This is a genomic window from Cesiribacter sp. SM1, from assembly GCF_020178975.1.
GTDB lineage: Bacteria > Bacteroidota > Bacteroidia > Cytophagales > Cyclobacteriaceae > Cesiribacter.
The window spans coordinates 190480-216086 of record NZ_JAHXBU010000045.1 but is presented as its reverse complement, the minus strand read 5'-3'; the positions used below and the strand labels follow the sequence as shown (position 1 = coordinate 216086).

Here is a 25607-nt window from a genome sequence, read left to right as displayed (position 1 = left end):
AAGAATCAAATACAAATGAAATTGGATAAATGCCTTCTTGTGCCGGTGCTTTTGATTCTGTCACTCCAGCTGCAGGCTCAGCAGGTACATCAGTTTACTGAAGGATTAGTGGCGGAAAACAGTCATCATTACGGCAGAGAGGCCTTGTACACAGATCAGCTGGCCTATGAATTGAACAAAGGAGCTTTGAAAACCCCTGCTGAAGGGCAACAGGTATTTAGCCCGGCAGATCATGAAGCTGTTAGCTGGAAATCCATCAAAGTTAATGAAGAACAAAAGTTTAAAGAAAGGTCGCTGGCCAATGGGTATATCTACTTAACTTATGAGGCAGCGCAGGATGCAATTGCCCTGCTGCATGTGTCAGGCCACAGCATGCTGTACTTTAATGGTGAGCCGCGTTCGGGAGATATCTATGGAGACAACTGGTTATACCTGCCGGTACAGCTAAAGAAAGGGATCAATGAGCTGTATGTACGAGGTTCCAGATTTTCGGCCTGGCAGGGAATTGAGGCAGCGCTGATACTATCCGGAGAAGGTGTTAAGCTAAATACCGAAGATCCCACACTTCCCCATATTGTTGTAGGAGAAAACAAGGAAGCCTTATGGGGCGCAATGGTCGTGATCAATGCTTCACAGCTGCCAGCAAAAAATCTGCAGATCAGGCATCGGTTGGAGGGTAAGGAACTGGTTACCAGCCTGCCGGAGGTACCCCCGATGACCATCCGTAAAGTAGGATTCCGGATCGATGCAGGCAATGTTCAAAAAAAAGGACACTATACCGGCAAAGTTAGCCTGATACAAAAAGGGAAAGTGCTGGATGAAAAGGAAATAAAACTTGATGCGGTAGAAGCACTTGAGCATTACAGCAATACCTTCATCAGCGACATTGATGGTAGTGTACAGTATTATGGTGTGGCTCCCCGGCAAAAGCAAAGTGGCGGGCCAGGTGCTTTATTCCTTTCAGTGCATGGTGCCGGAGTGGAGGCCATCGGGCAGGCAAGGGCCTACCAGCCAAAAGACTGGGGCGTGCTGGTGGCACCCACAAACAGGCGGCCACGCGGCTTTAACTGGGAAGACTGGGGCAGGCTGGATGCACTTGAAGTACTGGAAATTGCCTCGGAAAAGTTTAAGCCTGATCCTCAACAAATCTATTTAACAGGCCACTCAATGGGAGGGCACGGTACCTGGTATCTGGGAGCAACTTTTCCTGGTAAATGGGCCGCAATTGCCCCCTGTGCAGGTTATCCATCCCTGGCAGCCTATGGCTCTGCCGATGGTAAAATTCCGGAAAAGGGAAAATCACATATAGAAGACATACTGCTCCAGGCCAGCAATCCCAGCAATGTATTCGAACTGGCCCCCAATTATAGTGCAGGTGGTATCTACATTCACCACGGCGATAGCGACAAAGTGGTTTCTGTAGAGTACGCCCGCCAGATGCGTGAATTACTTTCTTCCTATCACAAAGATTTCAGCTATTATGAATATCCAGGCGGATCGCACTGGTTCGGCAATGAAAGTGTAGATTGGCCTCCCATTTTTGACTATTTTAAATGGCACAGCATTCAGGCAGACAGTGCTGTTAACAACATCAACTTTACTACCGCCAACCCAGCCGTTTCCGCCAGTTATCATTGGGTATCTGTACAGCAGCAGCAAACTCCCCTGAAATACAGCCGGGTTCAGCTTGTGAGGAATAAAAAGAAAAAGACTATTTCAGGCAAGACTGAGAATGTGTCGGTGCTGGGGATCGAGCTGGATGATTTTACTGCCGGGGATACCCTTCAGCTTTTGCTGGATGAGCAGGAAGCTATCCGCTATGTGCTAAATGGAGCTGAACGGGTGCTGTACCTGCAAAAGGATCTGCAATGGCGGATTGGTCAAAAGCCATCTCCGGCACTGAAAGGCACCCAGCGGAACGGCACCTTTAAAGAACCTTTCAATCACCGCATGCTCTTTGTTTATAGCACAGGCGGCAGTCGGGAAGAAAATGACTGGTCGTACCACAAAGCCCGCTACGACGCCGAGGTATGGTACTACAGAGGCAATGGGGCCGTAGATATTGTAGCGGATAAAGATTTCCGGCCTGCGGATTATCCCGACCGGGGAGTTGTACTGTATGGTAATGCCAGTACAAACAAAGCCTGGAATAAACTTTTAAGGGACTGTCCTATCCAGGTGCAAAGAGGCGCTGTGCAGGTAGGCGGTAAAAAGTACAGTGGTAATAATCTGGGTGCCTATTTTATGTGGCCCCGTAAAGACAGCCCTATCGCCTCGGTGGCTGTGGTGAGCGGAACTGGGTTGGAAGGGATGAAAGCTGCAGATGCCAATCAGTATTTTTCCGGAGGCAGCGGATTTCCAGATTATATGATATTTTCAAGTAAGATGCTGGAAAAAGGTCATAGTGAAGTGAAAGTGGCAGGCTTTTATGGAAACGACTGGAGCCTGGAGAAGGGAGAATCAGTAGTTCAATAAGGAATCAGGGCATGCCTGGCCTCCATGGGTATAGATTGTCTATAGATTGGTCCCCCGGGTGGTGAGGCAGCAAAAGGTAAAAGGTATGATGAATCGATTAAACAAGCTTGTGTTGGTGATAGTATGTCTTCTCCTGCTGATGCTGTGTATAACCCCGGTGCAGGCTCAGGTAGATAATATTCACCACCAGTCAGCTACTTATGAGTACCCGGAAGATCCCCAGGTATTGGCAAAGCTGGAAAAGTGGCGTGATCAGAAGTTTGGCGTTATCATCCACTGGGGCCTGTATGCAGTTCCGGGAATTATCGAATCCTGGGCGCTGTGCTCGGAAGACTGGATTGAACGCGACAGCACTGTTTCCTACCACGACTTTAAACAATGGTACTGGGGACTGCACAAAGAGTTTAATCCAGTAAATTTTAATCCTGAACATTGGGCAGAAGTAGCGAAAAGTGCCGGCATGCGTTACCTGGTTTTCACCACCAAGCACCATGATGGTTTCAACATGTTTGATACCCAGCAGACGGATTTTAAAATAACCAGCGGCCCTTTCGCCGGGAACCCACGTGCGGATGTGGCGAAATACGTGTTTAATGCCTTCCGGCAGGAGGGATTCATGATCGGTGCCTACTTTTCTAAACCTGACTGGCACTCTGAATACTATTGGTGGCCCAAATATGCCACTGCAAACCGGAACAACAATTACGATATCCGTAAGTATGCCTGGCGCTGGAACCAGTACAAGCAATTCACCTATAACCAGATAAGCGAATTAATGCACAATTACGGTACCATGGATATACTGTGGCTGGATGGTGGCTGGGTGCGGCCAAAGGAAACTGTTAATAAGGAAGTACTGTCATGGGGAGCGCCCATTCCCGACTGGAGTCAGGACATAGACATGCCACGCATTGCTGCAATGGCACGAGAAGCACAGCCTGGCCTGCTGATGGTAGACCGTACTGTGCATGGCCCCTATGAAAACTACCAGACCCCAGAGCGCAGCATCCCCGACAGGAAAATAGACCATCCCTGGGAAAGCTGCATACCCCTGGCCAATAACTGGGGCTATGTACCCAAAGATGAGTTTAAATCTTCAGCCACAATTATTCATTCCCTGGTGGAGGTAGTAGCCAAAGGGGGGAGTCTGCTACTGGGCATCGGCCCAAAACCGGATGGCACCTTACCAGAGATAGTGGAAAACCGTCTCGGGGAGATCGGAGACTGGTTAGAAGTGAATGGAGAGGCAATCTACAATACCCGAACTATAGATCACTATCAGGATGGTGCAGTATTTTTCACCAGGGATAAAAGCGGATATCATTATGCAATTGCCTGCCTGGCAGAAAATGAACCCTTGCCCCCAAGCATTGAATGGAGCGGGAATAGACCAAAAAAAGGAAGTAAAATAAAGCTGCTGCAGAACGGCAAAACTGTGAAGTGGGTACAGGAGGGAGATAAGGTAAAAGTATACCTGCCTGCATCTCTAATAAAGAACGCAAGCTATCCGGCTTTGGCTTTTTCTTTTGTTGCTGACAAAAATTAGTGATACGCTTATAATGCTCATGCTGTTACTGATTTACAGGTTTACCGATCAATTTACCTAAGGGGGAAGGTAACAGCACCTACTTACAGCAAAGAGGTGGAGTAAGAGCCCAAAATTCTTAAGGATTACGTATAATGGAACTGAAAAAACAGACACTTTTACCCACCATCCTTTTTCTTTGGAGTGTTTTCTCCTGTTCTCCTAATAAACAAGTAGAGAACACTCCGCCTGCACCCGAACCTGTTTTTCCTGTTCCTTCAGAAGCACAGCTAGACTGGCACGAAATGGAGATGAACGCTTTCATCCATTTTACCACCAATACATTCACTGATCTGGAGTGGGGGTATGGCGATGAAAGTCCCGACATTTTTAACCCCTCGCAGCTGGATGCCGATCAGTGGGTTACAACACTAAAAGAAGCTGGTTTTAAGGGGGTCATCCTGACTGTAAAGCACCATGATGGCTTTTGCCTCTGGCCCAGCAAGTATACAGAGCATTCCGTTAAAAACAGTCCTTACAAAAACGGGCAGGGAGATGTGGTAAAGGAAGTAGCGGAAGCCTGTAGGCAGCATGGACTGAAGTTTGGCATCTACCTGTCGCCCTGGGACCGTAACCGGGCAGATTATGGCCAGGCTTCTTATGTAGCATACTACCGTAACCAGCTTAAAGAGCTGTTCTCCACCTATGGACCGGTGTTTGAAATGTGGTTCGATGGGGCCAATGGAGGAGACGGGTATTATGGTGGTGCCCGGGAAGAAAGAAAAATTGACCGTTCCAGCTACTATGGCTGGCCAGTTACCCTCGATCTGGTGCGGGCAACGCAGCCACAACCTGCAGTGCTCTTTTTTAGCGACGCCGGTCCTGACATACGCTGGTGTGGCAATGAAGCCGGTGTAGGTGGCGAAACAAACTGGAATACCATTAGCAGTGATACCCTGTATGCCGGCAAAGCAGGTATAGAAAAGTTGCTGAACACAGGATCAGAAAATGGAGCACAATGGATCCCTGCAGAAGTAAATACTTCCATTCGTCCGGGCTGGTTTTACCATGCCCGGGAAGATTCCCTGGTAAAATCTCCTGAAAAGCTGTTTGAGATCTACCTGGCCTCAGTGGGTCGGGGGTCTAGCTTGCTTTTGAACATACCGCCAGACCGCAGGGGGCTTATTCATGAAGCTGATATAGCCACACTTAAAGCCTGGAGAAGCATGCTTGATGAAGCCTTCAAAACAAACCTGGCCGAAAATGCTGTGGCTACAGCAGATTCTTACCGGGGAAATTCAGCAGCCTACGCACCTTCGCAGCTTACAGACGGTGATGAGGATACTTATTGGACCACAGACGATGGTGTTAAGTCCGGCAGTATAGAAATACAATTAGGTAAGGTACAAACTGTAAAATATGTAGTGCTCCAGGAATACATCCGGCTTGGCCAGCGTGTTAAATCCTTCTCTGTAGAGGCATGGAAAAATCAGGCCTGGGTACCGGTAGCAGCAGCAAGCACCCTGGGTTATAAACGTATTCTTAAACTGAATGAGCCGGTAGAGACAGATAAAATCAGGATCAGGATAAAAGACGCCAAGGCAAGCCCGCTTATTTCTCAGGTGGCTGTTTATTAGAAATAATGAAGTGCCAGGCTAGTAGGGCTGGTATAGGTTTCAAAGAAAGCACCTGAAAAGCGCTGATGATACTTTAAAGTGTAGGTTGGTTTGATTGTTACTAACCAGAAAGCCTTCGAAAAGCTTTCTGGTTTTTTACACCATCAGCAATTAATTGCCGTTGGAATTGCCTGACTGGTACAGAACATAAAACTTTGATTGTTAAAATGAAGATAGGAGAAATAAATTTCGATCTTCACAAAAATAGTGCATATTTGGGCTGTGTGCCCGCGCACATAACTTTTCTCTCTGTTACTTTCAGTAGTAACGCAGGGGAAGAAAGCTGGAGCATGCAGGGAAAATTAACTTACAGATATTTCTGTACATTCCAACCGGGAAGCCCTCTATATGTATAGCAATCCCTGTATAGAATTGAAGTTTAAAGCCTACAATAGGTATGGTTATGATGGCTTTTTAAGACTGCAGGAGAAGTGCTGGTACTGGATTTAGAAAAAGAAAAACATGCGCTGAAGAAGGTCTGGATCTGCTAGTTCGGAAGATGGCTCACCTTCAAGACCCGGATATAAAAAATACGATGCCCATCTGTTTTACAGTTAAATGAAATTTGGCATGCATACGCAAAAGGTTTTAGCAGTTGACATAGGAGGTACCAAAATACATATGGGGGTGTTCCATCAGGGAAGGATTGTGGAAGAAATGAAGCTGGCTACTGCTGCACACGCGCCCAGGAAAAAGATCATCAACAGCATTATCATGGGCATTGAGCAACTGATGGAGCCAGAGATAGCTGGTATTGGTATTGGAATACCCGGCCTGGTGGATGAGGAACAGGGGATCGTGTATGATATAACAAACATTCCATCCTGGAAAGAGGTGCCTCTGAAAAAGATTCTCGAAGATTACTTTAAAAAGCCTGTTTATTTAACCAATGATGCCAATACGTTTATCTTAGGTGAAAAAATGTTCGGCAGGGCAAAAGGCTGTAAAAATGTAGTAGGCATTACACTTGGTACTGGGTTTGGAGTAGGAATTATTATTGATGAGGCACTGTATTCCGGCACACTATCAAGCGCCGGAGAATTTGGCAGTATTCAATATCTCGATCAAACCATCGAAGCCTATTGCAGCGGAAAATTCTTTCTTGACAAGTTTGGTATATCCGGCGCAGAGGTACATTCGATGGCACAGCAAGGAGATAGACATGCGCTTGAAATCTTAAAACAGCTGGGACATCATATTGGAGAGGCTATCAAACTAATATTGTATGCTCTCTCTCCGGAAGCAGTTTTTCTGGGAGGCTCTGTGAGTGCCTGCTACCCTTATTTTAAAGAGGCCATGGAAGAAAGTGTGCAAACGTTTCCTTTCAAACGCGTGCTCGATCGGTTGGTCATAGCATGCTCTAAAGTAGACAATGCAGCCTTATTAGGTGCTGCAGCACTTTTTGAGATAAAACACAAGAACATAATCCCCCTCCAGGAAATATTGAAGTGAGGTTCTGCAGTCAGTGATTATGAACAGTATTTGTAGCAGGTGCAGCTTTGTTCTGCTCCATGAATACATGCAGAGATAAAAGCTTTTATAAAGAAACAAGCATGAGCAACAGAAGAAACTTTCTGAAGTTTACAGCCCTGGGCACCTTGCTGGCAACTGGCCTTTATCCGGTTGAGCGTGCCTTTGCCACTACTTTAAAAAAGAGCCGTATCAACAAGCCACTGGTCATCTCTACCTGGAATCATGGCTTGCCGGCAAATGAGGCCGCCTGGGCCATTCTATCAAAGGGAGGCAGTGCTTTAGATGCCGTGGAGGCCGGCGTAATGGTGCCTGAGGCAGATCCGCAGGTGCGCACTGTTGGGTATGGCGGTTACCCCGATCGTGAAGGAAAAGTAACGCTGGATGCCTGTATTATGGATAAGGATAGTAATTGTGGTGCGGTGGCATTTCTGGAGCATATCAAGCATCCGATAGCGGTTGCCAGAAAAGTAATGGAAGAAACACCTCACGTAATGCTGGTGGGAGAGGGTGCCCTGGCCTTTGCGCTTTCGCAGGGGTTTGAAAAAGAAAACCTGCTGACGCCTGAATCTGAACAGGATTGGAAAAACTGGTTGATTGAATCTAAATACCAGCCTGTGATCAACATTGAAAATCATGATACGATTGGTATGCTGGCGCTGGATGAGGAAGGCAATCTGGCCGGCGCCTGCACAACCAGCGGTGCATCCTACAAAATGCATGGGCGTGTGGGAGATTCTCCCATCATTGGAGCAGGTTTGTATGTTGATAATGAAGTAGGCGCTGCAACGGCTACAGGTTTAGGCGAGGCGGTAATCCGTACTGTGGGAAGTCACCTGGTGGTGGAGCTGATGCGGCAGGGAAATGCTCCGGAGAAAGCCTGCAGACTGGCTGTGGAAAGGATCATCAAAAAGCATAAGGATGTTTCCAATCTGCAGGTTGGCTTTATTGCACTGAACAAACAGGGGGAATATGGTGGCTATTGTATTCATTCCGGCTTTGATTATGCAGTTCGGGACAAGGTAGGTGCCAGTTTGCTGGATGGTAAAAGCAAGTATTAGTAACATGCGTGAGCCAGAGATTGAGATTTGTGTAGATTCTGTGGAATCTGCCCTGCAGGCACAGGCAGGGGGTGCTACGCGGGTGGAGCTGTGTGCAGGCCTGTCGGAGGGAGGACTCACACCCAGTGCCGGCCTGATTGAAATAACCAGCAAAAGTATCCATATCCCGGTACATGTGCTGATTCGTCCCCGCAGAGGCGACTTTCTGTATTCAGCACATGAATTTGACGTTATGAAGCGGGATATCAAAACAGCGAAAGCGTTGGGCGTAGCCGGCATAGTGCTGGGCGTGCTGAAGCCTGACGGTCAGGTGGATGTAGTACGAACAGCTGAACTAATAGCAATTGCGGCACCCTTAAGCATTACCTTTCACCGGGCCTTTGATATGACGCCGGATCCCTTCAAGGCCCTGGAGGATGTGATTGGCTTAAAGGCTGATCGCCTGCTCACTTCAGGTCAGCAGCCATCGGCCCTGGCGGGAGCCAGCCTGCTGGCAAAACTGGTCCAACGGGCTGCAAACAGGCTGATCGTGATGCCAGGAGGAGGGATCAGCGCAGAGAACATCCAGGAACTGCTCATCAGCACTGGAGCAACTGCTTACCATGCCTCTGCCAGAAGCAGGACAAGCAGTCAGATGCACTTCCGGAACCACGGGCTTGCCATGGCAGCAACCCAACAGCTGTCAGAATATGAAAATATGATAGCAGATGCAGCGCTAATTGCCAGGCTCTGCAAAGCATGCAAAGATCAAAGTTACCGGCTGGGCGAAGAAGCCAACAATGCTTTATAAACCGCAGCTAAAGAAGAAATAAGTCCAGGTTATGCAAACGTTTCCGTTTTTTTATTTTAAACCCCTTTATACGTTTGATTCATTTAAATAATTTTCATAGATTAGAATTCTAAGAATGGTGGGTAACCCATTTCCATATTTGCTAAAACGATTTAGCTTAGGCCTAATATTCATCTCGTTCTTTTTAGTTGCTGTAGGGCTTTTAGAACAATTATCATCGTGGAAGTGGAAGGAGCGGGAGCATCTGTTGCTGGTAAAAAATAAATTTTTGAGACCGAAAATGATTTGATGACCAGAGCAGCAAAAGGCTTGGCAGGGATTTTTTAAATCAGGTTTTATAGAGGAGCGTCTTTTGAACCAGCGCATTCAAAGCGTCTTCTATTTCAGATCGATAGTTTGCGTTTAAGATAATTTTAAAAATAGGTTTTCTAAATTTTTAGAACTACATGATACAAAACCATCTATTTTCATCTCCGAAGCAGTTTTTTACCAGTGTGCTTTCGCTGGCGCTAGTGAATTTGCTCACTGTGCCACTGCTGATGGGGCAGACTACTCAGATTCAGCTTAATGATCTATCTCTCTTTCAGAACCCTTCCCCAAGCTGGCAGATTGTTGGTGGTGTAACTGCTGATCTCGAAAAAGAGAATAAGTTCAATACTACTGAAGGTAGCGGAGTGCTGGTGAACCTTCCGGATAAACGAAAAAAGGGAAAAGATCTCCTAACAACATTTGAACATGGAGACATAGACCTTGAACTGGATTATATGATGGCGAAAGGGGCCAACTCCGGCATTTACCTGCAGGGTTTATACGAACTGCAGCTGGAAGACAGCTGGGGTTTGCAGAAGGCAATGCCAGTAAACAATGGAGGCATTTATCCGCGCTGGGATGACAGCAAGCCTAAAGGCAGCGAAGCCTATGAAGGTTATGCGCCCCGTCAGCAGGTGAGCCGGGCTCCAGGTACCTGGCAGCACCTTAAAGTTTCCTTTCAGGCACCACGTTTTGATGCCAGTGGCAACAAAACCGAAAATGCGAAGCTGCTGCGCGTTGAGCTGAACGGTGTAACCATACACGAAGATGTGCAGCTGACAGGCCCTACCAGAGGTGCCCTCAGCAGCAAGGAATCGGCTACAGGGCCTCTGCGCATCCAGGGCGATCACGGAGCGGTGGCTTTCCGCAATATGGAGATTACCCGCTACGAAAAGCCACGCCCGGAACTTACAAACCTGCAGTATGCTGTTTATGAAGGTCGCTTCGATGAACTGGATAACTACGATAGTATTCCGCCTGAGGCAGAAGGTAGTTCTGTTATTTTAACCTCTGATCTTGGTAATAAATCAAAGCAGTTCCTGATCCGCTATACCGGCAACCTGGAGGTGAAAGAGGCAGGGGAATACACTTTTGATTTAAATGTGCCCGGTGGTTCAGGGCTGATGCGTATTAACAAGCAGGAGGTAGTGCCGCTTAGTGAAAACACCGGAAAAGGAACGGTTACACTACCGGCTGGTAACATGCCATTCGAGCTGTTTTACGCCAAGTACTCCGACTGGGTACAACCCGGGCTGGGGCTGGCCGTATCTGGTACCGGTTTAAGAGACTACCTGATCAGCGACAGAGGTGCTGCCGTAGGCAATGTTGTGGATCCTATTCTGGTGGATGCCGGTGATCAACCTATCCTGCGCAGCTTTATGGATATTCCCGATGGCCCCCGCGTAACACATGCAGTTTCGGTTGGCAGCAATGAACAGCTGCATTATACCTATGACCTGGATCATGGCGCGCTGGTGCAGCTTTGGCGGGGCGGGTTCCTGGATGCCACGCCCATGTGGCACCAGAGAGGTGACGGATCATCCCGTCCTACCGGTACGGTACACCACCTGACAAAACAGTCACGGCTGGCAGTGGCACGCCTTTCTTCCCCCCAGGCTCCCTGGGTTGCAGATACAACGGGTAGTGCTTATAAATCTAAAGGTTACACCTTGAGTGCAGCAGATCAGCCCACCTTCCGCTACCAGGTGTGGGGAGCCGATGTGCAGGATGCCATTCGGGTAATGGAAGGGGGGCGCGTGCTGCGGCGCGAGCTTAGTGTGCAAAATCCATCAGGTAATTTATATATGCGTCTGGCAGAAGGAGCGAGTATACAGGAACTTTCAAAAGGGATGTACCTGATCGATGATAAGTCCTACTACCTGCGGCTGGATGATGCCGGGGGAGCCAAACCTATCATTCGTACCAGTGGCGCTGGCCAGGAACTGATCGTACCGCTTCAGCAAAAGCTTGCCTATTCAATCCTTTACTAACCCTGAAACTACAAATTTAATGTCTAAAAATAATAGCTTTTTGACCAGGGCCGCGTTGTCCTTTTTGGTAACCGCCGCCAGCCTTACAGGTATCGGTACCGTGGCGGAGGCACAGGAATCGCCCAAGGAGGAAGATTTTTTCAAGATCATGAAGGTAAGCGCACCAGAGGGAGTGCTGCTGGAGGTTGGAGGCCTGGCGGTATTGCCAAATGGTGACCTGGGCATCTCAACCCGGAGAGGAGATGTTTTTATCGTTGAAAATCCCACCAGCGCCAGGCCCTATTTTAGAAAGTTCGCTTCTGGCTTGCATGAAATATTAGGGCTGGCTTATAAAAGCGGTGCGCTGTATGCTGCCCAGCGTGGAGAACTAACAAAGTTGCAGGATACTGATGGGGATGGTAAGGCAGATGTACTTGAAACTGTGTATGCCTGGCCACTTTCCGGCCACTACCATGAGTACAGCTTCGGGCCCAAGATTGCGCCCGACGGCAGCTTTTTTGTAACCGGCAATGTAGCCTTCGGCGACGAGGAATGGTGGCGGGGCGAAAGCCGGGTGCCCTGGCGCGGCTGGACCATGAAGATTTCAGAAGATGGCCGCATGGAACCCTGGGCAACCGGAATGCGCTCACCGGCAGGTCTGGGCATTATTGATGGAGAACTGTTCTACACCGATAACCAGGGCGACTGGATGGGGTCTGGCGCTCTCTGGCATGTACCTAAGGGTGCTTTTACCGGACATCCCGCCGGCTTGCGCTGGACTGATAAAGCCAATGTACCACTCGATTTAACAGTTCAGGAACTGTATGCACAGGTGGATCCCCGCCAGGTTAAGAACGAAGAGGGCCGCTACATCAAACCAGAGAATGTGGTGAACGAAGATTATGCGACCCTTTTCCAGGTTAAAGAAAAAATTCCTGAACTGCAGCTGCCTGCGGTTTGGCTTCCCTATGGTATTCTGGGCGTTTCTACTTCTGAGCCGCTGCCTATTCCTGAAGGCAACTTTGGTCCTTTTGGCGGGCAGGTACTGGTAGGAGACCAGGGGCAAAGCATGCTGGCCCGCGTATACCTGGAAAAGGTAAAGGGTGAATACCAGGGAGCATCCTTTATGTTCAGGAGCGGTTTCCGCTCTGGTGTGCTGCGCATGGCCTGGGCCCAGGATGGATCCCTGTTTGTTGGAGAAACCAACCGGGGCTGGGGATCGGCCGGGGAGGCAAACCAGGGCCTGCAGCGCCTGGTGTGGAACAATAGAGTGCCTTTTGAAATGCGCGCCGTACGGGCTATGCCAGATGGTTTCGAAATAGAATTTACGCTCCCGGTCGACAGGCAGTCGGCTGAAGACATTGCCTCTTACGCGGTATCGAATTACACCTACAAGTATACACCCGTGTATGGCAGTCCTCCGGTAGACAGGGTGGTAAACCCCATAAAAGGGGTGAAAGTATCAGATGACGGCATGAGGGCACGCATTGTGCTGGACGATATGCGCCGCTATCATGTACATGAAATAGCCCTGGATGGTGTGCGGGCGCGCGATAACTCCTATTCGCTGGTGCATCCTACCGCTTACTATACCCTGAATAACATACCCGACGGACCAAAACTACAGGTAAGCGAACTAAGTACCAGGAACTCTGCTGCAGCGGTAGCCAAGACTAAAAAAGGTAGCGCTGCAGGCACTAAAAAAGCAGGTACAACTGCCTCCACACCTAAAGCTGCCCCTGCCCGTAATCCGGATGCCCCTAACCAGGCTGCGGCACAGGCCAGCCAAAAGCCAAAAGCCCCTACTTACGAAGAGGTAAAAGGCCTTCTGGCAAAGAACACCTGCCTGGCCTGCCACAATACCGATCAGAAGCAGGTAGGGCCTGCCTACAGAGAGGTGGCCAAGCGCAACTATACCAACGAAAGAATTGTGGAGCTGATCCATCAGCCGGAGCCGCAGAACTGGCCCGGCTATGCAACACCAATGCCGCCCATGCCACAGGTGCCAAAAGATGAAGCACTGAAAATAGCAGCCTGGATCAATTCACTGGATGATAAATAGTTTAGCCGGCCCGGCCTGCAGATGGGGCAAATGTTGTGCAGCTGCTGAACATTGTCTTAAATAATTCTTAATTTCTTTAACCTTATTGTACACCCATATGAACAGATTCCGATTTTTCCCAGCTCTTTTTGTGGCTGCCTGTTTTACTTTTTCCTGTACCTCTAAGTCAGAAAGTGCAGCAGCTGATGCTGGTACCGGGAATGCTTTAGGAAATGCAAATACAGCTGGCGTTGCAGAAAGTTCTGAAAATGCCCTAAGCCAGCAGGAGCAGCAGGAAGGCTGGGTGCTGTTGTTCGACGGAGAAAATATGGAGCACTGGAGAGGCTTTAAAAAAGAAGAAGTTCCGGATGCCTGGCAGGTAGAAGATGGCGCCATTGTGCTTAGCGGTGAAGGGGGAGGCGACATCGTTACCAGAAACGAATACCAGGATTTTGAGCTGGTCCTCGACTGGAAGATCTCCGAAGGCGGCAATAGCGGAATCTTTTTCAATGTTTCGGAAGATCCGAGGTTTGATTATACCTGGCAAACAGGCCCAGAAATGCAGATTATCGACGATGAGAAACACCCTGATGCCAAACAGGGAAAAGATGGTAACCGGCAGGCCGGATCTAACTATGATCTGCACCCGCTCTCAACAGCTGCCGTTAAGCCTGTGGGGGAGTACAATACCTCTCGCCTGGTGGTAAATGACGGGCATGTAGAACAGTACCTAAACGGAACAAAAGTGGTGGAGTATACCCTTTGGAGCCCCGAATGGGAAAACCTGGTGAAGGGGAGTAAGTTTGCCAGCATGCCTGATTATGGCCGCTACAAAAGTGGCCGGATTGCTTTGCAGGATCATGGAGATAAGGTCTGGTTCAAGAACATTAAGATCAGACCCCTGGAATAGCAATTTTTTTACTATTCAAACCTGCTGTTTATATGGAGACAGCGCAGAACTCTTAACATTAATTCTATGCGGAAAAGCCTATTATCGGCGGTGTTGATTTCTTTGTTCCTGCCTGCTTTCGGGCAAAAGAACCCATCAGCGGATCTGGTGCAGTATGTAAATCCTTTGATTGGTACGGCTAAAATGGGCCACACCTATCCTGGAGCTACTGTACCCTTTGGCATGGTGCAACTAAGCCCCGATACCGATACCATTCCCTACGCGGTGAATGGGAAATATAATCCGGATGTATACAAATATTGTGCAGGCTACCAGTACGATGATCCTACCATAGTAGGTTTCAGTCATACCCATTTTAGTGGTACCGGACATTCAGACCTGGGCGATTTTTTAATCATGCCCACCACGGGTAAACTTCAGCTTAATCCAGGTACGGAAGAAAAGCCGGAAAGTGGCTACAGGTCTGCTTTTTCACATGAAAATGAAGTGGCAGAACCTGCTTATTATCAAGTGAAACTCGACGATCATGATATTCTGGCGGAGCTGACCGCCAGCAACAGGGTAGGTATGCATCAGTATACTTTTCCGGAAGCCGACAGCGCCCATATTATCCTGGACCTGATCTCGGGTATTTACAACTATGATGAGAAAAATGTCTGGACTTTTGTGCGGGTGGAAAATGATACCCTCATTACCGGTTATCGGCAAACAAATGGCTGGGCCAGAACCCGCACAGTATACTTTGCCATGTCTTTCAATAAGCCTTTCTATCAGTATGGCAGCAAAAAGTACGATAATGCAGTTTACAAAGGCTTTTGGCGCAAGTTTGATCAGGAACACAATTTTCCGGAAATAGCCGGAGAAAAGGTCAGGATGTACTTTGACTTTAAAACAGCAGAAAGGGAGAAGATAAAGATAAAATTTGCCCTTTCGCCGGTAAGTACACAGGGGGCACTGGCAAACATGCAGGCCGAAATACCGCACTGGGATTTTGAACGTGTTAAAAAGGAAGGACAGGCCCTGTGGAATAATGAACTAAGTAAGATAGTGGTAGATGCCGGGAGCCATGCAGAGATGGTAAACTTCTATACCGCCATGTACCATGCCTTTCTTGGCCCCACCACCTATATGGATGTAGATGGTTCTTTCAGGGGCATCGATATGAATATTCATAAGGCTGAAGGGTTTACCAATTACACCAGCTTTTCACTGTGGGACACTTACCGCACCCTGCATCCTTTTTTTAATATTGTGCAGCCAAAGCGTAACGCAGATATGATCAAATCCATGCTGGCACATTATGATCAGAGCGTTCATAAAATGCTGCCTGTCTGGTCGCACCATGCCAATGAAAACTGGTGTATGATCGGTTACCACAGCGTTCCTGTAATTGCCGATGCCGTGATCAAGGGAAATGCCGGGTTTGACGTGAATAAAGCACTGGACGCCTGCGTAGCCACCGCCAGAACCACGTATTACGATGGCCTGGGGTATTATATGCAGTTGGGGTATGTGCCTGAAGACAGGAACGGCTCTTCGGTTTCCAAAACGCTGGAGTATGCCTACGATGACTGGTGCATTGCCCAGATGGCAAAAAAACTCAACCGGATGGATATTTACGAAGAGTTTAGCAAGCGTGCGGCCAATTACAAAAATGTGTACGATGCAGCCTCTGGCTATATGCGCCCTAAATTAAACGATGGCAGCTGGAAGAAGGAGTTTGACCCGCTGGATACCCACGGACAGGGCTTTATCGAAGGCAACTCCTGGAATTACAGCCTGTATGTGCCGCACGATCCGGCAGAGATGATCAGCATGATGGGCGGAAAAACCCGCTTTGCCAGCCATCTGGATTCCCTTTTTACGATGGAGCTGCCCGATAAATACTTTGCCAACACAGAAGATATATCTCGCGAAGGGATCATTGGTAACTATGTGCATGGCAATGAGCCATCGCATCATGTGGCGTACCTCTATAACTGGACTGATCAGCCCTGGAAAACACAGGATAAAGTAAGAATGGTGTTGAAAGCCATGTATAAACCAACCGTGGATGGGCTGGGGGGAAATGATGACTTCGGGCAAATGAGTGCCTGGTACCTGTTCAGTTCTCTTGGTTTTTACCCGGTGGCACCAGGTTCGGAGCAATATGCCATTGGTAGCCCGGCAGTAAAATCGGCCTCTATTAAGCTTGAGAACGGTAAAACCTTTCATGTAGTAGTGAAAAAGCAGAGCGATAAGAATGTGTATGTCCAGAAGATGGAGCTAAACGGAAAACCATTGAATCGCAGCTACCTGACCCACCCCGAAATCATGTCAGGAGGCACCATTACCTTCTATATGGGTGCTAAGCCCAATACAGAACAGGTAGCAATAAGGGCTCAATAGCATGAGAATAAACGATCAGGTTCGGGCTTGTAGGTCTGGATGAAGATGTTGCTCTCCCTGCTAATATTCAGTCTGTAATCTCTAGAACTTATCAAATGGGAAAAATATTCAGCTTTGTTGTCATTTTGTTTTGCCTTTACCCTGGCAGTCAGGTTGTGCAGGCCCAGTCTTTGCAAATAGCAAGTTACAACATCCGCTATGATAACCCCGGTGATGTGCAAAATCCCTGGAAAGAGCGATTACCAGTTATTGTTAAGCTCATCAAGTTTCATGACTTTGATATTTTCGGTTCACAGGAAGGACTACATCATCAACTGGATGATCTTGCCCGGGGCCTGGGCGCTTATGCCTACACAGGTGTAGGTAGGGACGATGGTAAGGAAGCAGGGGAGTTTTCTGCAATTTTCTATAAGAATGATAAGTTTACACTTCTTCAGAATGGCAACTTCTGGTTATCGACCGATACCAGCAAACCCAACAAGGGCTGGGATGCTGCCTTGCCACGGATCTGTTCCTGGGGTCAGTTTCAGGTAAAAGATTCCGGATTCAGGTTTTACTTCTTCAATGTACATTTTGACCATAAAGGGGTGGAAGCACGCCGGGAAAGCAGTAAATTAATACTGGAGCAGATTCGAAAAATTGCCGGAAGCTCACCTGTTATACTAAGCGGAGATTTTAACATAGATCAAATGAACGAAAGCTATAGGATCCTGAACTCCTCCAAAACTATAAAGTCAGCATACGATCAGGCCGCTCTGGTATATGCACCTAATGGTACCTTTAACGCTTTCGATATCAACAGTAAATCAGATAGTAGAATTGACCATATATTTCTGACCCCACACTTCAAGGTTCAGAAGTATGGTATCCTCACCGACAGCTACCAGGGGAAGTTTCCGTCTGACCATTTTCCGGTACTGGTGCAGGTAACTTATTAAATGCTGGTTTTAAGGATATACATATAAAAAGGTTACGTTAAAAAAATTCCTCCATGGACAGAAGAACCTTCCTGCAAAGTTCAGCCCTTTTTAGCGCTGGTGCTTTTCTTTCTCCACCGCTTGCATTTGCTGCTCCTGCAGATTTTCCGCTGGTTAGAGTGCCTGCAGCAAAACGGAATTTTCAGAGCCAGGCAGTAGAGCTGGCGATTACTGAATTCAAAAAGAAGGTTAAAGACCGGGAACTTGCCTGGTTATTTGAGAATTGCTTTCCGAGTACTTTAGATACCACCGTAACTTTTAAGATGGCGGGCAATAAGCCGGATACCTATGTGATCACCGGCGATATTGATGCGATGTGGCTGCGTGACAGCTCTGCACAGGTGTGGCCATACCTTAAATTTCTGAAGCAGGATGAACCCCTGCGTAAGCTCGTTGCAGGTGTTATCAACCGGCAAACGCAGTACGTTCTGAAGGATCCATATGCCAACGCTTTCTATGACGACAGTACGAAAAAGGGAGAGTGGAGCACCGATCGTACCGATATGCAGCCTGGTGTACATGAACGGAAGTGGGAGATAGATTCCCTGTGTTACCCTATCAGACTTGCCTACCATTACTGGCAGGCTACCGGCGATGCAGCACCTTTTGATGCTCAGTGGCAGCAGGCTGTAAAAAACACATTACGGACTTTTAAGGAACAACAGCGGAAAACCGGTCTTGGCCCGTATCGCTTTCAAAGAGATACCCCGCATGCTACCGATACCCTACCCATGAGCGGCTACGGCTACCCGGTAAAGGCTGTTGGATTGATCTGTTCCTCCTTCCGGCCAAGCGACGATGCCACCCTGTATTCCTTTCTGGTACCCTCAAACTTTTTTGCGGTAGTAAGCCTGCGGCAGGCGGCCGGCATGATGGAAAAACTTGCGGGAGACCAGCAGACTGCCCAGGAACTTCGTGCTTTGGCCCGGGAAGTGGAGCAGGCACTAAAGGAGCACGCCATTATTGACCACCCCAAACATGGAAAAATTTATGCCTATGAAGTAGATGGTTTCGGTAGCTTCAACCTGATGGATGATGCCAATGTACCTAGTTTGCTCTCGCTTCCCTACCTGGGAGCAGTGGAGGCAGCAGATCCGGTGTACAGAAACACCAGGAAGTATGTGCTGTCTGAAAATAATCCTTTCTTTTTCAAAGGAAGCGCAGCTGAAGGCATTGGAGGGCCTCATGTTGGCCATGATATGGTGTGGCCCATGAGCATTACCATGAGAGCCCTGACCAGCGATGATGACCAGGAAATCAAGGCGTGTATAAACCTGCTGAAAAATACTCATGGAGGCACCGGGTTTATGCACGAATCATTCCATAAGGATGATCCTAAAAAATTTACCCGTGCCTGGTTTGCCTGGGCAAATACCCTTTTTGGGGAATTACTGTGGAAAACCTATCAGGAAAAGCCGCAGCTTTTAGTATAAGAACACGCATTTGGCTGCAACTGATGTCCATAAATGCAGGATAATGATTAAACTATTTAATTAAATTCATCATATCCTTATCATATATAAAAACTAAGTAGATATTTATGAGTAAAATCTGAAGTCTGTTTCAATCAGGGATTGGTAAGTAAAAGGATCTGGCTGGTTAAGTACACAATGAAGGAAGAAAAGAAAAAAATATCAATTCGTGATATTGCAAAGCAGTTGAACATATCAGTTACAACCGTATCCTTTATTCTCAATGGAAGAGCCAAGGAAAAAAGAATAAGTGATCATCTGAAAGAGAAAGTGGAAAAGCTGGTGAAAGAGGTGAATTATAAACCTAACCGGCTCGCTCAAAGTCTCCGCACTGGCAAAACCAGGATTCTAGGCTTTATGGTAGAGGATATATCAAACCCTTTTTTTGCAAATATTGCCAGGTATATAGAAGAACAGGCCTATCGTGAAGGTTACAAGATTTTATACTGCAGTACTGAAAATGATAGGGAGAAAACACAGGAACTCATAAGCATGTTCCGGGAAAGGCATGTGGATGGCTATATTATCACGCCACCCTGTGGCGTGGAAGAGGATATAAAAGCCCTGCTGTTGGACAAGCTGCCGGTTGTTTTGTTCGACCGCTATTTTCCCGAAATCAATGTACCTGCTGTGGTTGTAGAGAATAAGAAGGGTACATATAACGCAATTAAAAGCTTAATTGAGCAGGGATATAAAAACATTGCTTTTGTTACTGTGGAGTCAGACCAATCGCAGATGATGGATCGGCTTCAGGGTTATGAACAGGCGCTGAGGGAACATGAGATGTTGCCGAATATTCTAAAAGTTAAGTTCCATGATGCTACAGAAACGATTGTTCAGAAAATAGTAGAGTTTATTAGAACAACAGACACTGTAGATGCACTGTTTTTTGCCACAAATTACCTTGGTGTGAGGGGGCTGGAGGCTATTAGAAGAGAGGGTTTGGTTATGCCGGATCAGATTGGCGTTATTACTTTTGATGATCACGATGTTTTTCAGTTACACAATCCGTCAGTGACTGCCGTGAGCCAGCCTATTGAAGAGATTGCCAGGCAGTTGATTAGCAATATTTTGAATCAGCTGGATGAGAGCGAGGGTGTGGAGCATCCGCAGACAGTTGTGTTACCATGTGTTTTAATGAACAGGAAGTCTAGCATCCGAAGCCTGCCTTAGCATGATTGTGAGGTACAGAACAAGGCCCGAGGCTTTTTTTCTCTGTTAGTAATAAAAAACAGTATCTAATTTTTGTTAATATTAGCTTTATATGTATATTTTGAAACTAATTGCTAAAACGGTTTAGTATTGCCATATCCATATACTGCTGGAGTAGCATGGCTGTGAAAACTGTATAAAAACCGTTCCGTTTTTTTTGTTCATTTTCCTCTGAACATTTTTTAAGACTATATATATCTTCTTTTGCATAAAAGTATATATTATTGGCTTGAGTCGCCTTGTAGTACAACCTGAAATATCTCATAATTGGTTTTGTTCTGTTCTCTCTATAGAAACTTTTGAATTACTATAATTTGTTGTTTTGCTAAAACGATTTAGCATAGCGATTATATAATTTTTATAAACCATCAAACCCCAATTTTATGAAGGTACAATTACTTTTTCCTCCCTTGCACTATTGCAGGCATGAGAAAAAGAGAGGCTGGTTATTGAGGATCGGCTTTCTCTCTTTGACTTTGATTCCTGGCTTAGCACATGCAGGGCCAGATTTTGACAAGCCGGCTACCTACTCTTTTTCAGGTGTAGCCGCAGAAAACAGTAGGGTGGAAGAGGTAGCGGAAGCTGCTCTTCAGGTAAAAGGCCGTGTAACAGATGAAACCGGAGAACCCCTGCCAGGGGTGTACATTATCATAAAAGGAACCAGTAATGGTACTGTTACTGATGTAGATGGCAACTTTAGCCTTGAAGTACCCTCTGCTGAATCTGTGCTCGTATTTAGTTTTGTGGGCATGCAAACCCTTGAAAGGGTAGTAGGGGATCAGACCACGATAAATGTTCAGCTGAAGACAGATGCAGAGGCGCTGGAAGAAGTGGTAGTGGTTGGTTATGGTACACAGAAAAAATCTGATTTAACCGGTTCTGTTGGCGTGGTGGATGCCGAAGACCTGTTACAGGCTCCTGTAAATAATGCACTGGAAGGATTGAAGGGAAGGGTAGCCGGTGTTAACGTATTTTTAAATTCAGGATCTCCTACCAGCAGCCCGCGGGTGCTGATTCGCGGGTTGGGAACTATCAATTCATCTTCTTCTCCGCTTTATGTGGTAGATGGCGTGGCCATGGAAGATATTCAATTCCTAAACCCCAATGATATTAAAAGCATGGAGGTGCTGAAGGATGCTTCCTCTACTGCAATTTATGGTGCGCGTGGTGCAAACGGTGTAATTTTAATTACAACAAAAAGAGGAGGCAATGCCGATGGCATCACGATAGGATATGATGGATTTATCAGTGCAGGTGTGCTGCCTAAAAAGATAGACATCATGAACTCCGAGGAATACCTGCAGGTAGTGGAAACCGGCTTTGCCAATTACTCAAAATATCCTAATAATGGTAACCCTCCTGTATTTACAAAGGACGATCCTCGTTTGTTTGATGTAAACGGCAACCCTTTGTATGATACAGACTGGCAGGATGAAGTGACCCGTACGGCCATCTCCTATAACCACCAGCTATCTATTCAGCAGGGCGGGGAAAAGTCTTCCATAGGCGCTTTCCTGAACTACTCCAGAATGGAAGGTATTATGCTTAACAGCTGGCTGAACAGGGTAAATGGTAAAATTGCCTATGATGCTAATCCGAAAAAATGGTTGTCGTTGGGCCTTAACCTGCTTGTTAACTACACACATGAAAATGAAGTGGAAGAAGGTGGTGGAGGCCAGGTGCCACGCCGTACCATGCTTGAAATGCCTCCAATTTTTCCTGTGAGATTCCCCGACGGAACCTGGAGCAACAGCCAGATGATTACGGATGCCTATAATATAGAGCCAATGGCAAACCCGGTGCACGTGCTGGAAACCCAGGAAAGGCTTAGAAAGCGCACCCAGTTGTTTGGCAATACTTATCTGACATTTCATCTTCTGCCAGGTCTGGATCTTAGAACCCAGTTCGGTTTTGACTTTCATGACAGAAACTTTCAGGACTACAGCCCCACTGATCTGGTCAATATATCATCACCAAGAGGTTATGCTTATGTAGCAGATGCCCGTGTAAATTACTGGCAGGAAGAAACATACCTTTCTTATAACAATGAGATAGGTAAACACAGGATAAACTCTGTACTGGGTTTGAGCTGGCAGCAGCGCACTTATGAGTCGAACTGGATGTCTGCAGAAGGATTCTCTGATAACTTTTTCCGCTATAACCGCATAGGAGCTGCCAGTCAGCCAGGAGCACCCGGATCTGACTATGACGAATGGACCATGAACTCCTATTTCTTAAGAGGCGGCTATACCTACAATGATAAATACCTGCTTACACTAACAGGCAGGATTGACGGATCTTCCCGCTTCGGTGCCAATAATAAGTATGGTGTTTTTCCCTCTATAGGAGTAGGCTGGGTGGTAAGCAACGAACCCTTCATGAGTGGTCTGAGCAAAATAGACGAATTCAAGCTTAGGTCTAGCTATGGCATTACAGGTAATACTGAGATTGCTGCTTACGGATCTTTGGGAACAGTATCTTCCGGAACTGTTTTGCTGAACGGAACCCGCGAAACCGAAAGCTACATCAACAGGCTGCCAAACCCTGACCTGGAATGGGAAAAAACAAACCAGTTTGATGTAGGCTTTGACCTGTCGCTGTTTAAACGCAGTGTTACCATAGGCTTCGACTACTACCACAGGTTAACTACCGACCTCCTGCTTTCAAGACCTGTGCCTTTATCAACCGGTTTCTCCGGCGTAATGGATAACATTGGTTCCGTATCGAATAAGGGTATAGAAGTATTACTGACAGGCTACCCAATTAATGGAAATAACTTTAGCTGGGAAACCAACTTAAACTTCAGCTACAATAAAAACAGGATTGAGTCTCTGGGAGAAAATGACGAAGATATCTTCCCCGGGCCGTGGTGGGTTTCCGGCAGCCAGACCATTTTGCGTGTAGGAGAGCCTTTAAGTTCATTCTGGGGATACCGCAGGCTGGGTACCTGGGGAACTGATGAAAAAGAAGAGGCAGCTCAGGTAGGTGCAGTACCAGGTGAGGCAAAACGCTCTCAAGAGTTGTCGATCATCGGTAATGGTTTGCCAGACTGGCAGGGAAGTTTTATCAACAATTTCAGGTATAAGAATTTCGATTTGAATGTGAACCTGCAGTTTGTATATGGCGTTGATATTCTGCAACAGTTCTTCCATTCTGTAGAAGACAGATCTGGTATTGCAAACGGACTCACTTCTATCCTGCATGATGCCTGGACAGAGCAGAACCAGAATACAATGGTACAGCAAATCCGGAACCAGGCCTATTCAGGCCAGAACAGCCAGATTGATGACCACTGGGTAGCAGATGGTTCCTATATCAGGGGCAGCCTGATTTCTCTTGGCTACACATTTAACCAGAATCTCTTTAAAAACTTCCGCAACTTCAGGGTATACGGAAGTGTGCAAAATGCCTTCCTGATCCATTCCGATGAGTTCAAAGGATACGATCCTGAAGCAACTTCCTGGGGTGGTAACCAGTGGGGCCAGAACATCTTCTTCTTCCAGTATCCAAGACCCAGAACCTTTACTTTTGGCGCTAGTCTGCAATTCTAATTCATGCAATTAAATAATATGAAAAAACTATATATAGCCATATTCATAGGCCTGCTTGCTTCTACTTCCTGTGAGGATTTTCTGGAAGAAGAGCCAAAAGATGAGATGTCATCCGGCCAGTTTTTTTCCGAACCATCTCATGCCTATAACGCTGTTAACTCCCTGTACAGAAATGGTGCCCCCCAAATGTATGGAACAGGTACCTACCAGGGATCCAGGGCCATGTTGGGTAATTACATGACAGGTTATTTCGATAATGAGTACAAAGGCCAGGAGCCTCATGTGCAAAATGCACAGCAGCTCACCATCAGTGCCAACAACCTGTCGGATTATCTGGGAGGTATCTGGGGTGATTTGTACCGTGGTATATCCAGGGCTAACAATGCAATCAAATACATTCCTACCACCCCCGGCTTATCGGAAGAGGAGGCTGGGCAGCTCACTGCCGAAGCAAGGTTCTTCAGGGCATTTGCGTACTACCACCTGGTTAGAATGTTCGGAGAGGTACCCTTGATTACAGAGCCATACGAATCTCTGGAAAACCTGTACGTTGAGCGAAATACGATCAAGGAGATTTATGACCTTATCGTGGAAGACTTACAGTATGCTGCTGCAGAAGGCAGGCTTCCTGAAACCTCAATGGCCAGCAATGAGAACAGGGTCTCCAGGGGGACTGCTGCTACTTTACTGTCAGAAGTGTACCTGACCATGAGCGGTTATCCCCTGCAGGAAAACCATTATGAGGATGCCGCCAATGCAGCCAGAATAGTCATCAATAGTGGCAATTACAGCTTAACACAGCATGATGTGGATAGCGAGGGGAATGTTATACCCGAAAACAGTGCTTACAACAAAATCAGGAAATCAGATGCCTCAGCCAATGAATACATCTATTTCCTGGAATATGCTGTAGGGATCGCCCAAACCTCTTATCCTGCCATAACCTACCCGGTGGCTTTAGCCTCAGATGTAGCCTATTCTATCACCAATGGAGCATACCAGCCGGCAAACGGGTTCTTGTGGGGGTATAATCCCGAGGAAGACTTAAGGGTGCAGAATAAGCAGTACTACCATACCACATTTGAGGCCGAGGACGGCACTATCAAAACTTTTCCGCCAACGCCCTACATCTGGCATGATGATCAGGCTGTTTTTGAAACTGCAAGCTCGGGAAAAGATCTGGCCGTTTATACTTATTCCGATGTGCTGCTGATTGCCGCAGAAGCCATTGCCCGCAGCCAGGGTGTAACCAGTGAAGCGGCTGGTTATTTAGCCAGGGTTAGGAGCAGGGCTTACTGGAAAAAAGATATAGCCGAGATAGAAAGTGAGCTGATGGCTTTGTCTGTGGATGAATTTGTGGAAGAGGTATGGGAAGAAAGGTACCGCGAGCTGGTGTTTGAATTTAGCTTATGGCATGATATTCAGAGAACCAGGAAATTTCCTGTAACATCGGAGAACGGCATGGGCGAGATCAATTTTGTGGATGTATTAGGCTATTCAAATAAATGGGGGCAGACCATACAGGAAAAGAACTTACTCTTCCCTATCCCTGAAACTGAAATACAGCGTAACCCAAGCTTGTTGCCACAGAATCCTGGTTATGATTAAGAATCAGCCCTTTAACATAAAGGATGACGTGCGGTAACGAACAGAAGCTTTATTCATATGAGTTTTTCTTTGTAACGGTTGGTTGGTTGGTTGATGTGAGACTGCCCGTATTAAGGGCAGTCTCACTATTCTTGCTAAAGAATTTCATCTGCCCGGCCAAAGAACATGATTT

At 47.0% G+C, this 25607-nt stretch carries 15 protein-coding genes; all 15 read left to right on the top strand.

What is annotated here, in order from left to right:
- Positions 1-15 precede the first annotated feature (15 nt).
- The 15 genes from KWJ01_RS10020 to KWJ01_RS09950 all read left to right on the top strand — a co-directional run bounded on the left by KWJ01_RS10020 (position 16) and on the right by KWJ01_RS09950 (position 25435).
- Positions 16-2475 (top strand): alpha/beta hydrolase-fold protein, encoded by a 2460-nt coding sequence (locus KWJ01_RS10020; RefSeq protein WP_224996297.1) that lies wholly within the window; start codon positions 16-18, stop codon positions 2473-2475.
- 85 nt (positions 2476-2560) lie between these two features.
- Positions 2561-4021 carry an alpha-L-fucosidase gene (locus KWJ01_RS10015; protein WP_224996296.1) on the top strand — a complete coding sequence of 487 codons (1461 nt, stop codon included), beginning with the start codon at positions 2561-2563 and terminating at the stop codon, positions 4019-4021.
- A gap of 134 nt (positions 4022-4155) precedes the next feature.
- On the top strand, positions 4156-5637 hold the full coding sequence (locus tag KWJ01_RS10010; protein WP_224996295.1) for an alpha-L-fucosidase: 1482 nt from the start codon (positions 4156-4158) through the stop codon (positions 5635-5637).
- 609 nt (positions 5638-6246) lie between these two features.
- On the top strand, positions 6247-7128 hold the full coding sequence (locus KWJ01_RS10005; protein WP_224996294.1) for an ROK family protein: 882 nt from the start codon (positions 6247-6249) through the stop codon (positions 7126-7128).
- 101 nt (positions 7129-7229) lie between these two features.
- Positions 7230-8207, top strand: a complete 978-nt coding sequence (locus KWJ01_RS10000) for an isoaspartyl peptidase/L-asparaginase family protein (RefSeq protein ID WP_224996293.1) — start codon at positions 7230-7232, stop codon at positions 8205-8207.
- A gap of 4 nt (positions 8208-8211) precedes the next feature.
- A complete protein-coding gene (locus KWJ01_RS09995) occupies positions 8212-8997 on the top strand; it encodes a copper homeostasis protein CutC (protein WP_224996292.1) in 786 nt (261 codons plus the stop codon).
- Positions 8998-9443: 446 nt separating this feature from the next.
- A complete protein-coding gene (locus KWJ01_RS09990; protein ID WP_224996291.1) occupies positions 9444-11297 on the top strand; it encodes a family 16 glycoside hydrolase in 1854 nt (617 codons plus the stop codon).
- A 19-nt stretch (positions 11298-11316) separates the two neighbouring features.
- The gene (locus KWJ01_RS09985) at positions 11317-13338 is read left to right on the top strand and encodes a c-type cytochrome (RefSeq protein ID WP_224996290.1); all 2022 of its coding nucleotides are present in this window, start codon (positions 11317-11319) and stop codon (positions 13336-13338) included.
- Positions 13339-13435: 97 nt separating this feature from the next.
- Complete coding sequence (locus KWJ01_RS09980; protein WP_224996289.1) at positions 13436-14227, top strand: DUF1080 domain-containing protein; 792 nt, start codon at positions 13436-13438, stop codon at positions 14225-14227.
- Positions 14228-14293: 66 nt separating this feature from the next.
- A complete protein-coding gene (locus KWJ01_RS09975; protein WP_224996288.1) occupies positions 14294-16615 on the top strand; it encodes a GH92 family glycosyl hydrolase in 2322 nt (773 codons plus the stop codon).
- A gap of 95 nt (positions 16616-16710) precedes the next feature.
- Complete coding sequence (locus tag KWJ01_RS09970) at positions 16711-17553, top strand: endonuclease/exonuclease/phosphatase family protein (RefSeq protein ID WP_224996287.1); 843 nt, start codon at positions 16711-16713, stop codon at positions 17551-17553.
- 53 nt (positions 17554-17606) lie between these two features.
- The gene (locus tag KWJ01_RS09965; RefSeq protein ID WP_224996286.1) at positions 17607-19025 is read left to right on the top strand and encodes a glycoside hydrolase family 125 protein; all 1419 of its coding nucleotides are present in this window, start codon (positions 17607-17609) and stop codon (positions 19023-19025) included.
- A gap of 177 nt (positions 19026-19202) precedes the next feature.
- A complete protein-coding gene (locus tag KWJ01_RS09960) occupies positions 19203-20237 on the top strand; it encodes a LacI family DNA-binding transcriptional regulator (RefSeq protein ID WP_224996285.1) in 1035 nt (344 codons plus the stop codon).
- A 422-nt stretch (positions 20238-20659) separates the two neighbouring features.
- Positions 20660-23827: a TonB-dependent receptor gene (locus KWJ01_RS09955; RefSeq protein ID WP_224996284.1), complete on the top strand. Its 3168-nt coding sequence runs from the start codon at positions 20660-20662 to the stop codon at positions 23825-23827.
- Between the two features lie 18 nt (positions 23828-23845).
- A complete protein-coding gene (locus tag KWJ01_RS09950; RefSeq protein WP_224996283.1) occupies positions 23846-25435 on the top strand; it encodes a RagB/SusD family nutrient uptake outer membrane protein in 1590 nt (529 codons plus the stop codon).
- Positions 25436-25607 lie beyond the last annotated feature (172 nt).

What these genes read in the sequence shown, in the direction of transcription:
- KWJ01_RS09995 (WP_224996292.1), top strand. Translation starts at nt 8,212, where the DNA reads ATGCGTGAGCCAGAGATTGAGATTTGTGTAGATTCTGTGGAATCTGCC.
- KWJ01_RS10020 (WP_224996297.1), top strand. Translation starts at nt 16, where the DNA reads ATGAAATTGGATAAATGCCTTCTTGTGCCGGTGCTTTTGATTCTGTCA.
- KWJ01_RS10000 (WP_224996293.1), top strand. Translation starts at nt 7,230, where the DNA reads ATGAGCAACAGAAGAAACTTTCTGAAGTTTACAGCCCTGGGCACCTTG.
- KWJ01_RS09970 (WP_224996287.1), top strand. Translation starts at nt 16,711, where the DNA reads ATGGGAAAAATATTCAGCTTTGTTGTCATTTTGTTTTGCCTTTACCCT.
- KWJ01_RS09990 (WP_224996291.1), top strand. Translation starts at nt 9,444, where the DNA reads ATGATACAAAACCATCTATTTTCATCTCCGAAGCAGTTTTTTACCAGT.
- KWJ01_RS10005 (WP_224996294.1), top strand. Translation starts at nt 6,247, where the DNA reads ATGCATACGCAAAAGGTTTTAGCAGTTGACATAGGAGGTACCAAAATA.
- KWJ01_RS09985 (WP_224996290.1), top strand. Translation starts at nt 11,317, where the DNA reads ATGTCTAAAAATAATAGCTTTTTGACCAGGGCCGCGTTGTCCTTTTTG.
- KWJ01_RS09960 (WP_224996285.1), top strand. Translation starts at nt 19,203, where the DNA reads ATGAAGGAAGAAAAGAAAAAAATATCAATTCGTGATATTGCAAAGCAG.
- KWJ01_RS09975 (WP_224996288.1), top strand. Translation starts at nt 14,294, where the DNA reads ATGCGGAAAAGCCTATTATCGGCGGTGTTGATTTCTTTGTTCCTGCCT.
- KWJ01_RS09980 (WP_224996289.1), top strand. Translation starts at nt 13,436, where the DNA reads ATGAACAGATTCCGATTTTTCCCAGCTCTTTTTGTGGCTGCCTGTTTT.
- KWJ01_RS09955 (WP_224996284.1), top strand. Translation starts at nt 20,660, where the DNA reads ATGAAGGTACAATTACTTTTTCCTCCCTTGCACTATTGCAGGCATGAG.
- KWJ01_RS10015 (WP_224996296.1), top strand. Translation starts at nt 2,561, where the DNA reads ATGATGAATCGATTAAACAAGCTTGTGTTGGTGATAGTATGTCTTCTC.
- KWJ01_RS09965 (WP_224996286.1), top strand. Translation starts at nt 17,607, where the DNA reads ATGGACAGAAGAACCTTCCTGCAAAGTTCAGCCCTTTTTAGCGCTGGT.
- KWJ01_RS09950 (WP_224996283.1), top strand. Translation starts at nt 23,846, where the DNA reads ATGAAAAAACTATATATAGCCATATTCATAGGCCTGCTTGCTTCTACT.
- KWJ01_RS10010 (WP_224996295.1), top strand. Translation starts at nt 4,156, where the DNA reads ATGGAACTGAAAAAACAGACACTTTTACCCACCATCCTTTTTCTTTGG.